The sequence below is a fragment of the Rhodanobacter sp. Col0626 genome (genome assembly GCF_049994385.1).
GTDB lineage: Bacteria > Pseudomonadota > Gammaproteobacteria > Xanthomonadales > Rhodanobacteraceae > Rhodanobacter.
Map to the genome: position 1 here is coordinate 2113530 of NZ_CP188260.1, position 13795 is coordinate 2127324.

The following is a 13795-nucleotide window of genomic DNA, read 5'->3' on the forward strand; positions in this document are numbered from 1 at the left end:
GTATGACTTTCCGCGTGGGAAGTCGGTGGCCTCTGGCCGTATGAAGGGACAATCCGCCCGATCAGATGCCTGCATACCACTCGTAGCCCTGGTCTTCCCAGTAACCACCTTTGCCGTCGCCGATCTTGCCAAAGGTCTCGACCAGTTCGATTCGGCTAAGGTACTTGGCCTGCTTGTAACCCAGTTGCCTTCCTACACGCAGGCGCAGCGGCGCACCATTCGGTACCGGCAGCGGCTGGTCGTTGAGGGCGTAAGCGAGCAGGGTTTGCGGATGCCGTGCCTCTTCGATATCGAGGCTTTCGTAATAAAGCGTATCGACGTCCATTTCGTCGAAGCAATGGAATACCACGAAGCGCGCCCGTGGATCGGCGCCGACATGGTCGAGCACGGCCGAGAGCAACGTGCCCTGCCATTTGCCGATTGCGCTCCATCCCTCCACGCAATCGTGACGAGTGATCTGCGTGCGCGTATCCAGTTTTTTCAAATCGTCGATCGACAGGCTGGCCTCGTGGCTGACCAAGCCATTCACCTGCAATCGGTAGTCGCGAAACTCGTTGGCCAGCAGTTTCTGGTACGCCGGCGTGCCGGGCATGGTGGTGCCATTGGGATGGAACACGGTGGATATGTCCGCCTCGGTATATTCCTTTGCCATCGCGCTGGACGGCGACAGCAGCGCCTGCACGCGACGGTTCAGGCCTTCGGCGCCACCGAGCACCCTGGTGCCCCAGCCGCTGTGCGAAATGCGGTCGCAGCCGGAAATCACCAGGCCGCCGGCGGCCATGATCGCCATGCGCAGAAACGATCGACGGTCAGTCATGCGGGCGCTCCCGGGGTGGTTCGTCGGGCTTGTCGCTTTCGATCTTGTAGTAACCGGTAATCATGCCGCGCAATTGATTGAACACGCCGCTGATCAATACCTCGAACACGTGGATCAGCACGAACGCAACGAAAGCCCAGGCAATGATGAAATGAATGGTTCGCGCCGACTGCCGTCCGCCTACCGCCTCCACCAATGGCGATAGCACCGCGTCCATTCGGGGAGACATTGCCAGACCCATCAGCACGATGCCTACGCCGAACACGCAGATCACGATCAGGTAGGCCAGTCGCTGGAGGATGTTGTAGCGCAACGCCTCGATACCGTGCGGGTGTTTGAAGCGCAGGTGGTCGAGTACCGACCGGCCGATGCCGCGCCAGTCGCCGCGCGTGGGCCAAAGGTCGCGTTGGAAATGCTTTCGCGCCAGTGAGTAGCCAACGTAACAAAGTCCATTGAGGACGAATACCCATGCAAAGAAGAAATGCCAGCGCCGCCCCATCGCCAGCCAGCCCGAGCTCGGCACGGTAAGCCACGAGGGAAACCCGCGCGCTTCGGGCGTGCCATCACTACCTTTGGAAACGCCCAGCACGCCGGTGGTAACGAATGAATGACGGCCGACACGTGTGGTGCCGACAAGATTTCCCGCCGCATTCTGATGAGCGTCCAGTGCCAGCCACTCCCTGCCCTGATCGGAACGGTTGCCCCAATAAAGATTCGGGTGCGCGTTGAAAATCTGCAGTCCGCTGAACAACATCAGTGAGATTGCGATGACGTTGATCCAGTGCATGATCCGGATCGGTAGCGTGTGCCGGTAAACCAACTGACGCGACGGCGCGGCAGCTGGTGCCTGTAATTGCACGGGCGGCAATGCGTCCGAATCAACAACGATTGGCGTAGTCACGGATAGAGACTCCGGCGAGGCAAGTGGCGCTGGACAGCATGAAGAGTATGCGCCTTGCGACGGTCATCAAACATTCCAATGATCTATCCCCTGTCGAGGCACGCCAGTGGCAGTGCCTCCAGCGGACAGGCCGGGTTGTTACATCGGCGGCACGGTACCGTCGATGCCGACGGCCACGATCGCAGCGTCGACCGGATTGCCAGGCTTGCCTGCCACGAATACATGTGCGCCCTTGACGATCGCGCTCTTGTCTGCAGGCTTGAATGTTACCACCGGCGTATTGGCCGTCACCACGATGGTTTTCTCTCCCTTGCCGTAATCAACCACGATGGTGCGCGTGCCGGCACCATGGGTGGTTTTCACGGTGCCGTTGGTCATCGCCGAGTGCATCATCGAGCCGCCGCCTTGCGTGCTGTTCTTGACCGTACCGTTGGTCATTGCCGAATGCATCATGCTGCCGCCGGGCATCTTCATCGAGTCGCTGGCGCCATCCATGGGCAGATCCCAGGGATAGTCGCCCAGACCCGATCCCTTCATGGACGGCGGAAACACCACCACCTCCTGCGCACGGGCCATGCTGCCGCCCACCACATTGGCTGAACCGATGAACGACCCTGGCTGGATCGCATCGAGGTTGCTTGGCAGCACGCCGGTGATGTGCGTATCGGCTGAGAGCGCGACGACCGTCGCGCCGGTCGTCGTCTGCACGGTAAAACCGCTGGACGAAACGGCCGTGATGGTGCCACGCACATGTACAGCCTGATCAGCAGCCATCACGGACATCGCGCCTGCCGCACCGGCTACGAAGATGGTGGCCAACAACATTTTTCTTGCGGGAAATGGTTTTTTCATAGCTGGAGTCTCCAAACGGAACGAGGGGCAAACTAAATGGTGGTCTTGTCCATTCGCTGCGAATCGTTCTGGAGTTACACGTCTTCGATGAAAATCCAAGCCGTGGTTTCTCCGCATTTCGAGGTATCTGGTCGGGCATAAAATGGACGGTACGGCAGGCTGGCTGCCGATCGTCGGCCATCAGCTTGCGCAAATGGCCGACGCGCAAGATCGTCAAGGGCGGCGACGTCGATCATGGCCTGATGGCGGCGTCAGCCCGGCATGCGATGGCGCGCAGGCGTCAAGCTGGCAAGGCCGCCGGCCAATGAATGGATATTGCCCAGCCCCTGCCCTCGCAGATTGCGTGCGGCATGTCCGCTGCGGCGTCCACTGGCGCAGATCAACAACACACGGCCGTCCGGTAATTCCGCCGCACGCGTTTCGATTTGCGTAGACGGAAGCGAACGAGATGACACGGAAAGCGGCTGCGCTTCGATTTCGGCCGGTTCGCGCACATCGACCAGCGTATAGCCGGCGGCGATGGCATCGGCCAGATCGGCGAAGGCAAGATCCACTGTGCGCTCATCCTTCGCCTTCGCGAAGGACTGGCGTGCGACCTCGATGCAGCCGCCGTGCAGGGCGCACCCCCGGGCGGGATCGATCGACAGGCGCTGGCTGCTGCCTTCGAGCAGATTGACCAGCAACAACGCGTTATCGGCCGGTCGCGGCAAATCGAGCAGCAGCTTCAATGCTTCGGTGGCCTGCATCGCACCCAGTACACCGGGTACGGAACCGAGTACGCCGGATTCGACGCAACTGCCGGCGATGCCGGGCGCAGGCTCGTCCGGCCATAGGCAGCGCAGGCATGGCGTGCCGGGGCTGGCGCTGACTACCTGCAGTTGGCCTTCGTACTGGTAAATGCTGGCCAGGATCAGCGGCGTGACGGTGGTCACGGCCGCGTCGTTGCACAGGTAACGGCTGTGCATGTCGTCACTGCACTCGACCACCAGGTCGTATTGGGCGAACACGTCGGCAATATTGCCGGCATGCAACGGTTCGTCATACGTCGATATGTTGATAGTGGGATTGAGCGCGGTGATGCGTCTTGCGGCGAGTTGCACTTTCTTTTTGCCCACGCCGCACGCGTCGTACAGCGTCTGCCGATGCAGGTTGCTGGCGTCGAGCCGGTCACCATCGACAATGCCCAGCGTGCCGACGCCGGCACCAGCCAGATACATGAGTACCGGGCAACCGAGACCGCCGGCACCGATCACCAGCACCCGCGCATCGGCGAGCTTGGCCTGCCCCGCTTCGCCGACACCATGCAGGCGTGTCTGGCGTGAGTAGTCCGGCACGAAAGCCGGCATCGATGTCGTTGCAGGCCTTGGGTGATCATGCACTTGGCCGGGTTCGTCCTCATGCGCTCGATGCGTATGCGCGCAGGCGACCCATGCGGTATCGCCTTCGAGGTAGTGTTCCTTTTTCCAGATCGGCAGGCGATGCTTGATCTCGTCGATGATGTAGCGGCACGCCCGGAACGCCTCGTCGCGATGCGCGGAGGAGACACCGATCCATACAGCCAGGTCACCGACGGCCAGATGGCCGGTACGATGCATGCAGTGCGCCTTGATGGCACCGTAGCGGGCCATGGCTTCACCGACGATGCGTTCGCCCTCTGCCGACGCCAGCTCGACGTAGGCCTCGTACTTCAGACCTTGCACCTCGCGCCCTTCGTTGCTGTTGCGCACCCAGCCTTCGAACGTGCAGAAACCGCCACTGCCCGGGTGCTGCAATTCCGCGCGCAGCAGCGACACGTCGGGCACTTCGGTGGACAAGCTGAAGAGTTTCATCCGCCAGCCACCGGTGGAATGAAAACAATGGTGTCGCCATCGCCGGGAGCCCTGTCCCAATCGCTGAACCGGGCGTTCACCGCCACCTTGAGGTCGTCGGCCGGTAACGAAAAACCGTGGTGTGCGCGCAGTTCTTCATATAACGCGCGCAACGACTTTGCCACGGTATTCCATGATTCGCTGCTCGTGCCAGCCTGTTCGCGCAGCTGTGCGTAATACTGCAAGGTCACCTGCGTCATCTACGTAACCCGAACTGCTGCTGCATCTGGCTGAACTCTGCTGGCGTGTTGATGTTGTCGAGCGTTTCGCCCGGAGTCGACAGCAAGCTGGTGCGCGACATGATCAGCGCCTTGCGTGGGCAGAAGCTGCCACCCTCGACGCGCTCTTTGAGCAGAGCGTGGCTGGCTGGTTCCCACAGCGCGCACAACGGTTCGGGCAGGCCATCGAAACGGCTGGCGAATGCAGTAGCGTCGGCTGCTGGATCGCGAGAAACAATCAGGCGATGCAACGTAGCTTCGTCGAGTAACGGCAGGTCGCAGGCGACGACCAGCCATGCAACGTGTGGGAAGGTGTCCTGTGCGGAGAGAATGCCTGCCGCCGGGCCAATCGCGTCGTAGCTATCCACGATCTGTGGCAGGCCTGCGCGTAACGGATCGTCGCGCTGTGTATCGCGCACCGAGACGAAAGCGCGTTCCGTCACCGCCTGCAACAGGCGCCAGGCCCGCAGCAATTGCGGTTCGCCCGCATAGGCGAGCTGCGCCTTGTCACGCTGCATGCGCTTGCTGGCGCCGCCGGAAAGCAGCAGGCCGTAGATGGGGGGTACGGTAGTGGTGTTCATGGATGTTCTGGCCGGGAACCTCTGTCGTGGTGTCTGTCGTTTTTCCTTTCTTCGTTGGGAATCATCGCGTCGGCGCCGGTTATCCGGAGTGCTGGTCGGTGTGGTCGATATCGCTCTTGCCGCCGGTTTTCCTGACCAGTCGAATTTCGCCGATCACGATGTCGTGCGACATGGCCTTGCACATGTCGTAAAGGGTGAGCGCGGCGACGCTGGCGCCGGTGAGTGCTTCCATCTCGACACCCGTGCTGCCGCGGCAGGACACAGTGCAATCGATCCATGCCTGGTTGTCCTCCATGCGAATCTTGATGGCACATTTATCCAGGCTCAATGGGTGGCATAGCGGGATCAGGTGCGACGTGGCCTTGGCGCCCATCACGCCGGCGATGTTCGCCACCGTCAGCACGGCACCCTTGGGGGTGACGTAGCCGGCGGCATGCAGCGCATCGGCTACCTCGGCAGGAAACGTCACCCTTGCCGTCGCTTGCGCGGTACGACGGGTGACCGGCTTCGCACCGACGTCCACCATGCACGGCTGCTGCGACTCGTCGAGGTGGGAAAGTTTCAATCTAGCCTCCGATGTAATGCATTTCGATCTTGCGGCGCCCAAGGTTACGTCGCCCTGCACGATCCTCGCTGTAGCGATCGCCGCGGTTTTGCCAAATGTGACGGAGAAGCTCGCGCAATTGTTCGTCATTCTCGCCATCGCGCAACGGTCTGCGCAGGTCGGTGCCTTGCGTAGCGAACAGACAGGTGTAGAGCGTGCCTTCGGACGAGAGCCGCGCACGCGTGCAGCTGCCGCAGAACGGTTCGGTGATCGAGGAGATCACGCCGATCTCGCCCCCACCGTCAAGAAACCGGAAACGCGTGGCGACCTCGCCATCGTATTGCGCCGGCAAGGCCTCAAGCGGCCAACGCTCGCCGATGAGCTGGATCAGCTCACGCGACGGCACTACCTTCGCAACAGACCAGTCGTTGCGATTGCCGACGTCCATGTATTCGATGAGGCGCAATACGATGCCGCTATGGCGAAAGCGTGCGACCAGGTCGAGCACCACGTGATCGTTGACACCACGTTGCACCACAGTATTGAGCTTGATCCCCTGGGGGAAGCCAGCGGAGTGCGCCGCGTCGATGCCGGAAAGGACCTCGTCGAGCGCGCCGCGACCGCCGCTCATGCGATGGAATAGAGCCGGATCGAGCGTATCCAGGCTCACCGTGACACGATCGAGTCCGGCATCGCGCAATTCGCTGGCATGACGGGCCAGCAATACACCGTTGGTGGTCATCGCCAGGTCGGTGATGCCGTCGACGCGGCGCAGTCGTGCCACCAGTTCGGCCAGTTTCGGGCGCAGCAGCGGCTCGCCACCGGTGAGGCGCAGCTTGCTTGCGCCCAAGTCGGCTGCCAGCCTGCACACTCGCTCGATCTCGTCGAAGCTCAGCCGTTCGTCATTGCGCAGAAAACTGAAATGCTCGCCATACGTGGCTTCGGGCATGCAATACGGGCAGCGGAAATTGCAGCGGTCCATCACCGAGATACGCAGGTCGCACAAGGCACGACCGTGTTGGTCCGCAGGCAGCGTACGTGCGGCAGGCAATTCGGCGGTAGCTTGGGATACGGTCATTTCACCAGCGATACAGATCGGCTACGGTACCGGCGGGTGCAAACCCCTCGCCAGGCGGAAGCTGGACGAAGCCCTGCGTCTGCGGCAAGGCGGAAAAGTCGCCCGAGGTATGTGGCGCCAGCGGCTGCGCCGTGGTGCGCCCGTCGTCCTCATGATGCACCTGGACAGGTACAAAGGACGTCAACTGCGGGTTGATCCGCGTATCTGCCGCAAGGCAAACCGGCGTGGGCGGTTCCGCATGCTGCCCGATCGCCTGCAGCAGGGCCGGCAGTACATAACGCACGGCACAGACCAGCGCCGACACGGGATTGCCCGGCAGCGCAAACACCGCCTGCCCTTGCGGCCCGATGCCAAACCACATCGGCTTGCCCGGGCGCTGCGCGATGCGATGCAGCACCTGGCGTACGCCGAGCGCACGCAGGGCGTCAGGAACATAGTCGCGTTGGCCGACCGAAACGCCGCCGGACAATACCAGCACCTGGTGTGCCTGCAGCAGCTCTCCCAGCGCCGCCGTAGTGGCAACAAGATCGTCGGCCACGCAAGTCAGCAGTACATCGTCGAAACCGCGTGCCTGCAGCGCCGCCGCCAGCGCACGATCGTTGGAGCGGCGGATCTGTCCTTCGGCCAGCGGTTGATCCACTTCGGCCAACTCGTCGCCGGTGGCGATGATGGCGATGGAGGGGATGGATGCCACCTCGACTTGCGCCATGCCGTTGGCGGCAAGCACGCCGATTTCGGTGGCGCGCAGGCGTACGCCCGGCTCCAGCAGCAACGCGCCGGCCAGGCAATCGGAACCGCGTGGGTGTACAAACTGACCCGCCGTCGGCGTGCAACCTTCGGCCAGGCAGAAATATTCGCCGTCGCGATGCGTCTGTTCGATCGGGACCACCGCATCGCAACCGTCCGGCAGGATCGCGCCGGTGGTGATTTCCATGCAGCCCGCGGCATCGCCGAGTGATTGCGTGGCCATTCCGGCAAGTTGCAGGCCTGCGCGTGCGAAGCGGCGGCGTGTTTCGTTGCCGGCCGTGGAAATGGCGATGCCGTCCATCATCGCGCGATCGAATGGTGGCTGGTCGCGCTCCGCATGTATCGATTGGCGCAACACGCGCCCCGACGCTTTATCCAGCGACACGCGCTCACTGCCAAACAATGGCATCTGCTGGCGGATCAGCTGTTCGGCAGCGGCGACGACCAGAAGCTCACTCATGGAATGGGAATCCGCAACCTGCAATGCGACGTGCCGTCGAGGGAGAAATCATGGAGGCGCCCCGCATTTTTGACAACCGGCTTTGACGATACGCTCAAGTCTGCACACCTAGCGCGGTAGCCTTGACCTGGGCCCATACGGCAACCCCCGGGGCCAGCGCCAGCGACCGCCATGACCGCTGCGTAATACTGGCAAGCAGGTCCGTGGCGCCTGCTTTCAGCTGCACGATGCACTGCGAGGGGTGCGCCGCGTCCATCACGCCGATCACGACCGCCTCGATCCCGTTGAGTACGCTGCTGTCCGCCGGTGCCCGGAGGCTGAGCACGACGTCGCGCGCGCCAATGCGGCAGCGCAGCCGGTCGCCAACACGTTCGTTGCGCCGGGGCAGCCAGAGCCGTCCACTGTCAAAGGCCAGCTCCATCAAGTGATCGTCCACGTTGTGGGATACCACGCGGCCTTCGATCACCACGCCGAGCAGGTCGCGCATCGCCACAGGCAGTTCGCCACGCGCCAGCGTGGCCTGCAGCGGGCCTTGCGCCACCACGCGGCCAGCGTCCATCACCACCAGGTAATCGGCCAGCCGGGCGATTTCATCGATGGCATGGCTGACATAGATGGTCGGTATCGCCAGTTCGGCATGCCATTGTTCGAGGCAACCGAGCAACTCCAGGCGCGCCGCGGCATCGAGCGCGGACAATGGCTCATCGAGCAGCAACAGTTTCGGATTGGCGAGCAATGCCCGCACGATAGCGACGCGCTGGCGCTCGCCACCGGAGAGTTGCACCACCTTGCGGCCGAGCAGGCGATCGACGCCGAACAGCCTGAGCAGGCGCGATCGATCCACCTGGCTTCCGCGTCCTGCCCGACGTTGTCCGTAATCGAGATTGCCGGCGATCGAGAGGTGCGTGAAAAGACTTGCCTCCTGGAACACGTAGCCAATACCGCGGCGGTGGGCCGGCATGAACTGTCTGCGCGCGCTGTCCTGCCACACTGTATCGAGATAGGCGACCTGGCCGTCGAGGTTTCGCTCGAAGCCGGCGATGGCGCGCAAGCAAGTGGTCTTGCCGGCACCCGAAGGGCCGAACAAGGCGGATACACCGTGCGCTGGCAGTTCGAACGCCGCATCCAGCAGAAAATCCCCGTTGCGCCGATGCAGGCTGGCGCGCAAGCCTGTCGATGGCTCAGTCATGGATCGGCCTGCGTGGTCGCAACCCGTATATCGCCAGCAACGCAGCGAACGAAAACACCAACAGGCAGAGCGAAAGTGCGTGCGCCTGCAGGTACTCGCCTGCTTCGACGTGATCGTAGATGCGCATCGAAAGCACGCGGGTCTGCCCGGGGATATTGCCGCCGATCATCAAGACAACGCCAAACTCGCCCACCGTATGTGCAAAACCGAGTACGCCGGCGGTCACAAAACCTGGCCACGCCATCGGCAGTGCCACCGAAAAAAAACGGTCGAGCGGTCCTGCACCAAGGCTCGCCGCCGCATCGAGCGGTCGCTCGCCGATCGCCTCGAAGGCGTTTTGCAGAGGTTGCACCACGAACGGCAGCGAATACAGCATTGACGCCACCACCAGGCCGGTAAAGGTGAAAGGCAAGGTGCCCAGGCCGAGCATGGAGGTCAACCGCCCGATCACACCCTCTGGCCCGAGCCAAAGCAGCAGGTAGAAACCGAGCACGGTCGGGGGGAGCACCAACGGCAGCGTGACCAGCGCGGCAATCGGGCGGCGCCACGGCGTGCGTCCACGCGCCAGCCACCAGGCCAACGGTGTACCGAGCAACAGCAGCAAGGTGGTCACCGTGGCCGCGAGCCGCAGGGTCAGCGCGAAAGCCGTCCAGTCCTCCGCGGAAAGCATGCTCATCGAGCTCAGTGCGACGCCATGGCTTGGGGTAACCCGAAGCCGTATCCGCTCAGCACTTTACGTGACGCGGGGCCAAGTATGTAATGCGAAAAATCCCTTGCCAGCGAGTTGTCGGCACCGCGCCTGGTCATCACGAAACTCTGCACGAGCGGCTGATAGAGCGACGTGGGGATCTGCGCATAACTGCCGCGTTTCGCCATCTCCGGCGCCAGCGCCAGCGAGTGCGCAATGATGCCGACTTTGACATTGCCGCTGACGGCGAATTGCGCCGTCTGCGCGATATTCTCGCCATAAACCAGCTTTGGCTCCACCGCGTCCCACACAGCTGCAGCGTGCAGGGCCTGGACGGCGAGCTTGCCGTACGGCGCGTGCTGGGGGTTGGCGATGGCGATGCGGTCGAAGCGGGCCTGGGCCAGGTTGGCCATGCTGAGCTGGCTGGCATCCAAGCTGGAGCTCCACAACACGATACGGCCGAGCACGTAAGGCATGGGTTTGCCCACGGCATCACCGTGTGCCACCAGTTGCCGCGGGTAGTCGCTGTCGGCCGAAAAAAACAGGTCGAACGGCGCGCCTTGTTCGATCTGCACCAACAGCTTGCCGGAGGAGCCATAGGTCACGTCGATGGTGTCCTGCGGATGTGCCCGGCGGTAACCAGCGATCACCGCGTCCATTGCATAGTGCAGGTCAGCTGCAGCTGCGATGGTGATGTGCCGTGCCGAAGCAGCCGCACTGCTGCCTGCCGCGACAAAAAATAGCGCGCCGCCAAACAACGCGCGAGCAATGATCCTGGATGTGGTGGCCATTGCTTGTGCTCTCCGAAGCAAACCGATGACGGGAGACAAGCGTGCCACAGGTCAGGTGGCGATACTGCAGCAGTTCATGAAATGACGACCAAGGCAGAGGCACCGGCTATCGGGACCCATCGGACGATTCTCATGCAACGTGGGGCCGCGAAGTATCCGGATTCGCATCGAAAGGTGCCGCCAGCCAGCCATATCACGGCCGCATAATCGATCTCATCCGGTCGGGTAAAAACACGTCCTCATGTCGCGCCGACCAGCCCAAGGACGATAGATCCATCCCCCTCGGCGTAGCCGGTCGAGATGAAACTCACCGGCCAAAGCCCGCGAAAGCGTTGTCATTGCGTGGTTCCTTTCCGCGCGGGTGGAGGTGTGCTTAGTCGTTGTTGTCGATGTCCAAGGCCATTTTCCAATCGCCGTTGTCGTCAAGGCGATAGCCCAGGACCAAACGGCCTTCGCCGCCGCCCTTCTTACCCGACGCCTTGTCCGTCACTTCGACGGAGAAGTGACCAACGATGACCGCAAAGTCACCAAAGATTTTGATCTCCTGAATGTCGAAACCGGATTTGAACGTGGCCGCCTCGATCCGTGGGCCGTACTTGTCGCGCACCGCCTGGATGCCAATGGTTGTCGGTCGCTTTTCGTTGCAGGTAACAGCCTCTGGATCACAGGTCGCGACCATGCGTTCCAGATCGCCGCTATCGAGCCCGAAGATCCATTCATCAACGGTAGATTTCAGTGTTTCGATGGTGCTCATTTTCCGTCCTTTTGTGAAATCCCGACTTCATCGAGAAAGGCTTGCTTCAACGTTTGTGGCTTGAACATAGCTCGATCGACTGTTAGGTTAAATCCAATTTTATCTAATAGACTGATCGGATAAACGTACAATGCAACGAAATCAACTCAGCGATATGTCCATCTTTGTCGAGGTGGCGCGAACAAACGGATTCAGATCGGCAGCGCAGGCCTTGAAACTCGGTCCCGGCTCGGTCAGTGATGCCATTCAACGGTTTGAGGATCGTTTGGGTGTGCGGTTGTTTGATCGAACAACACGCAGGATCGCGCTAACGACGGCAGGCGCATGGCTCTATGAGCGCAGCCTTCCATTGATCACCGATCTGGAAAACGCCGTGCGCGAACTGAACGACACGGAAGGCATGGTTGCGGGAACGCTTAGGCTGACGGCTCCCAGAAGCAGTGGGCCATTCTTTCTGGATGCGCTGATGGGGCGGTTCGTGGTCGAGTACCCGGACGTCGATATCGAGATTATTTATGACGATCGGAAAGTCGATCTTGTCAGCTCGGGCGTCGATGCGGCGATCCGGTCCCAAACACTGCTTGAACAAGAAACCCATGCCATCAATATCGGGCCCGAGTTGGGTTTGGTGATCGTCGGATCCCCGTCCTACCTGGAACGCAAAGGCACTCCGAGGAAGCCCGCTGATCTCCTGGACCACGACGGGATATTCTTTGCGTTCGGCAGTGCGGAACGCCTGGCATCATGGAATTTTGAAGGCCCAGAAGGCGTCTATGCCGTCGCGCCAAAAACGAAGGTCGTTGTGAACGACATGATGTCGATGTTGAGCTATGCGAAAGCCGGAGCCGGCCTGACCTATGTGTATGAAGAGGCCGCTGCTCCATTCATTGAATCAGGGACTCTGGTTAGGGTTTTGGACGGCCAAGTGCCGAACATGCCGCGCTACACCATCAACTATCTGACCAAGAAACACATGCCAGCTCGGCTCAGAGCGTTCATCGATCTGGCGAAAGATCGCGGGAAATAGATGCGCAGACTTTTAGTTCGGCGAATGACCCGGAGTGGTTGGTACCACAGTCATCAAGGACTATTGCACCTTCAAAGCCTGTTTCGCCTGTACCAGCACGTTCGCTATCGTGCCGTCGGTGGGCGCACCTAGCACTACGGCACGCCGGCCTGGATTTCGACGGAAGTTTTGTTGCGCCACATCGACTGGTTGCCGCTTTGTATCCTTGTATTTGCAGGACGTAGTCGCCGGCAACTGATCAAGTTGACCTTGCAATTGTTCAGCCTGTTGCTGCAGTTGCAATTCCGTCGACCAATTCAGCCGTGACGGAGATACTTCTGCTGCGATACGGCGCGTATGTCACATCGATCAATCACGCCTCATTGCCAGCCGCCGGGAAATTTCTCCCATTCCATCCCATCAAGAGTAGTGATCGCAGGAAGTTGCGCTAAGGGTTGGCCAAGTTTTTTACGTCATCTTCATCTGAATGAGCTTCGACTAGGGCAATTCGTACGAATGATGGAGGGGTGATCATGGCCGAGCGCATCGTGGGGCGCCGCGAATTTCTGTTGGGGGTCGCGGTCGCCGGAACAGCCATCATCGCCAAGGCCGCCGTTCGCGACGGCGAGCTCGGCGCGCCGGCGAAGACCATCAAGGGTGGGGTGCCATGGGTCGAGGGTGCGGCGGATTCGCCGCCGGGCATCACCGGAACCGATTTCAAGTTCTTCACCGCGGCGGAACGCGCGTTCGTCGAGGCGGCCGTGGAAAGCCTGATTCCCAACGATCCGGTGGGACCGGGCGCCGTGGAAGCCAACGTGCCGTTTTTCATCGATCGCCAGCTCGCCGGTCCGTTTGGTCGCGGCGACCATTACTTCCTTGGCGGTCCCTGGAAAAAAGGTGTCGCCGAGCAGGGTTACCAGAGCCGTTTCAGCCCCGCCCAACTCTATCGCGCGGCGATCGTTGCGGTGGATCGGCACGTCGGTGGCAGCTTCAACGGCGCAACCTTCGCCAAGCTGTCGGAAGCCGATCGCGATGCCGTGCTCAAGGATCTTGAAAGCGGAAAGATCCAGCTCGATGGTGGCGTCGATGCCAAGGTCTTTTTCGCGATGCTGCTGCAGAACACCAAGGAGGGTTATTTTTCCGACCCTATTTATGGCGGCAACAAGGACATGGCGGCCTGGAAAATGATCGGGTTTCCCGGTGCCCACTACGACTACAGCGAATGGGTGACCCGGCATGGCGAGAAAGTCCCCTTCCCTGCGGTTGGCTTCATGGGACGGCCCGGCTGGAAGGAGGGTTGA

Annotated in this window: 15 protein-coding genes and 1 pseudogene; 2 read left to right on the plus strand and 14 right to left on the minus strand. The window is 61.3% G+C overall.

The window, feature by feature from the left end:
* Positions 1–61: 61 nt before the first annotated feature.
* The 14 genes and pseudogenes from ACPPVV_RS08895 to ACPPVV_RS08960 all read right to left on the minus strand — a co-directional run bounded on the left by ACPPVV_RS08895 (position 62) and on the right by ACPPVV_RS08960 (position 11488).
* On the minus strand, positions 62–817 hold the full coding sequence (locus tag ACPPVV_RS08895) for a molybdopterin-dependent oxidoreductase (protein WP_426703090.1): 756 nt from the start codon (positions 815–817) through the stop codon (positions 62–64).
* Positions 810–1718 (minus strand): cytochrome b/b6 domain-containing protein, encoded by a 909-nt coding sequence (locus ACPPVV_RS08900; protein ID WP_426703091.1) that lies wholly within the window; start codon positions 1716–1718, stop codon positions 810–812. The genes ACPPVV_RS08895 and ACPPVV_RS08900 overlap by 8 nt, the downstream gene beginning before the upstream one ends.
* A gap of 138 nt (positions 1719–1856) precedes the next feature.
* Positions 1857–2570 carry a hypothetical protein gene (locus ACPPVV_RS08905; protein ID WP_426703092.1) on the minus strand — a complete coding sequence of 238 codons (714 nt, stop codon included), beginning with the start codon at positions 2568–2570 and terminating at the stop codon, positions 1857–1859.
* Between the two features lie 251 nt (positions 2571–2821).
* Entirely contained in the window at positions 2822–3916 is a 1095-nt protein-coding gene (locus ACPPVV_RS08910; RefSeq protein WP_426703202.1) for a ThiF family adenylyltransferase, read from the minus strand.
* A 78-nt stretch (positions 3917–3994) separates the two neighbouring features.
* Positions 3995–4399: pseudogene (locus tag ACPPVV_RS08915) on the minus strand (molybdenum cofactor biosynthesis protein MoaE); the annotation flags it as partial.
* Positions 4396–4638, minus strand: coding sequence for a MoaD/ThiS family protein (locus tag ACPPVV_RS08920; protein WP_426703093.1), 243 nt, complete (start codon positions 4636–4638; stop codon positions 4396–4398). The pseudogene ACPPVV_RS08915 and the gene ACPPVV_RS08920, both read right to left, overlap by 4 nt.
* Positions 4635–5237 carry an NTP transferase domain-containing protein gene (locus ACPPVV_RS08925; protein ID WP_426703094.1) on the minus strand — a complete coding sequence of 201 codons (603 nt, stop codon included), beginning with the start codon at positions 5235–5237 and terminating at the stop codon, positions 4635–4637. Before ACPPVV_RS08925 ends, ACPPVV_RS08920 begins: the two co-directional genes overlap by 4 nt.
* A 79-nt stretch (positions 5238–5316) precedes the next feature.
* Positions 5317–5763, minus strand: coding sequence for a cyclic pyranopterin monophosphate synthase MoaC (gene moaC / locus ACPPVV_RS08930; RefSeq protein ID WP_426703203.1), 447 nt, complete (start codon positions 5761–5763; stop codon positions 5317–5319).
* A gap of 40 nt (positions 5764–5803) precedes the next feature.
* Positions 5804–6859, minus strand: a complete 1056-nt coding sequence (moaA, locus tag ACPPVV_RS08935; RefSeq protein WP_426703095.1) for a GTP 3',8-cyclase MoaA — start codon at positions 6857–6859, stop codon at positions 5804–5806.
* 1 nt (position 6860) lies between these two features.
* Positions 6861–8066, minus strand: coding sequence for a molybdopterin molybdotransferase MoeA (locus ACPPVV_RS08940; protein ID WP_426703096.1), 1206 nt, complete (start codon positions 8064–8066; stop codon positions 6861–6863).
* A gap of 94 nt (positions 8067–8160) precedes the next feature.
* Complete coding sequence (gene modC / locus ACPPVV_RS08945) at positions 8161–9255, minus strand: molybdenum ABC transporter ATP-binding protein (protein ID WP_426703097.1); 1095 nt, start codon at positions 9253–9255, stop codon at positions 8161–8163.
* Positions 9248–9931, minus strand: coding sequence for a molybdate ABC transporter permease subunit (gene modB / locus ACPPVV_RS08950; protein WP_426703098.1), 684 nt, complete (start codon positions 9929–9931; stop codon positions 9248–9250). Before modB ends, modC begins: the two co-directional genes overlap by 8 nt.
* A gap of 5 nt (positions 9932–9936) precedes the next feature.
* The gene (modA, locus tag ACPPVV_RS08955) at positions 9937–10734 is read right to left on the minus strand and encodes a molybdate ABC transporter substrate-binding protein (protein ID WP_426703099.1); all 798 of its coding nucleotides are present in this window, start codon (positions 10732–10734) and stop codon (positions 9937–9939) included.
* A gap of 373 nt (positions 10735–11107) precedes the next feature.
* The gene (locus tag ACPPVV_RS08960; RefSeq protein WP_426703100.1) at positions 11108–11488 is read right to left on the minus strand and encodes a YybH family protein; all 381 of its coding nucleotides are present in this window, start codon (positions 11486–11488) and stop codon (positions 11108–11110) included.
* Positions 11489–11618: 130 nt separating this feature from the next.
* On the opposite strand from ACPPVV_RS08960, the gene ACPPVV_RS08965 reads away from it, so the two are divergent.
* Together ACPPVV_RS08965 and ACPPVV_RS08970 are read left to right on the plus strand one after the other, a co-directional pair.
* Positions 11619–12515: a LysR family transcriptional regulator gene (locus ACPPVV_RS08965; protein WP_426703101.1), complete on the plus strand. Its 897-nt coding sequence runs from the start codon at positions 11619–11621 to the stop codon at positions 12513–12515.
* Positions 12516–13027: 512 nt separating this feature from the next.
* Positions 13028–13795, plus strand: a complete 768-nt coding sequence (locus ACPPVV_RS08970; protein WP_426703102.1) for a gluconate 2-dehydrogenase subunit 3 family protein — start codon at positions 13028–13030, stop codon at positions 13793–13795.

Excerpts from the sequence above, each read along its gene's own strand:
- ACPPVV_RS08895 (WP_426703090.1), bottom strand. The coding sequence starts at position 817 with ATGACTGACCGTCGATCGTTTCTGCGCATGGCGATCATGGCCGCCGGC.
- ACPPVV_RS08905 (WP_426703092.1), bottom strand. The coding sequence starts at position 2,570 with ATGAAAAAACCATTTCCCGCAAGAAAAATGTTGTTGGCCACCATCTTC.
- ACPPVV_RS08910 (WP_426703202.1), bottom strand. The coding sequence starts at position 3,916 with ATGCCGGCTTTCGTGCCGGACTACTCACGCCAGACACGCCTGCATGGT.
- ACPPVV_RS08920 (WP_426703093.1), bottom strand. The coding sequence starts at position 4,638 with ATGACGCAGGTGACCTTGCAGTATTACGCACAGCTGCGCGAACAGGCT.
- ACPPVV_RS08925 (WP_426703094.1), bottom strand. The coding sequence starts at position 5,237 with ATGAACACCACTACCGTACCCCCCATCTACGGCCTGCTGCTTTCCGGC.
- moaC (WP_426703203.1), bottom strand. The coding sequence starts at position 5,763 with ATGGTGGACGTCGGTGCGAAGCCGGTCACCCGTCGTACCGCGCAAGCG.
- moaA (WP_426703095.1), bottom strand. The coding sequence starts at position 6,859 with ATGACCGTATCCCAAGCTACCGCCGAATTGCCTGCCGCACGTACGCTG.
- ACPPVV_RS08940 (WP_426703096.1), bottom strand. The coding sequence starts at position 8,066 with ATGAGTGAGCTTCTGGTCGTCGCCGCTGCCGAACAGCTGATCCGCCAG.
- modC (WP_426703097.1), bottom strand. The coding sequence starts at position 9,255 with ATGACTGAGCCATCGACAGGCTTGCGCGCCAGCCTGCATCGGCGCAAC.
- modB (WP_426703098.1), bottom strand. The coding sequence starts at position 9,931 with ATGAGCATGCTTTCCGCGGAGGACTGGACGGCTTTCGCGCTGACCCTG.
- modA (WP_426703099.1), bottom strand. The coding sequence starts at position 10,734 with ATGGCCACCACATCCAGGATCATTGCTCGCGCGTTGTTTGGCGGCGCG.
- ACPPVV_RS08960 (WP_426703100.1), bottom strand. The coding sequence starts at position 11,488 with ATGAGCACCATCGAAACACTGAAATCTACCGTTGATGAATGGATCTTC.
- ACPPVV_RS08965 (WP_426703101.1), top strand. The coding sequence starts at position 11,619 with ATGCAACGAAATCAACTCAGCGATATGTCCATCTTTGTCGAGGTGGCG.
- ACPPVV_RS08970 (WP_426703102.1), top strand. The coding sequence starts at position 13,028 with ATGGCCGAGCGCATCGTGGGGCGCCGCGAATTTCTGTTGGGGGTCGCG.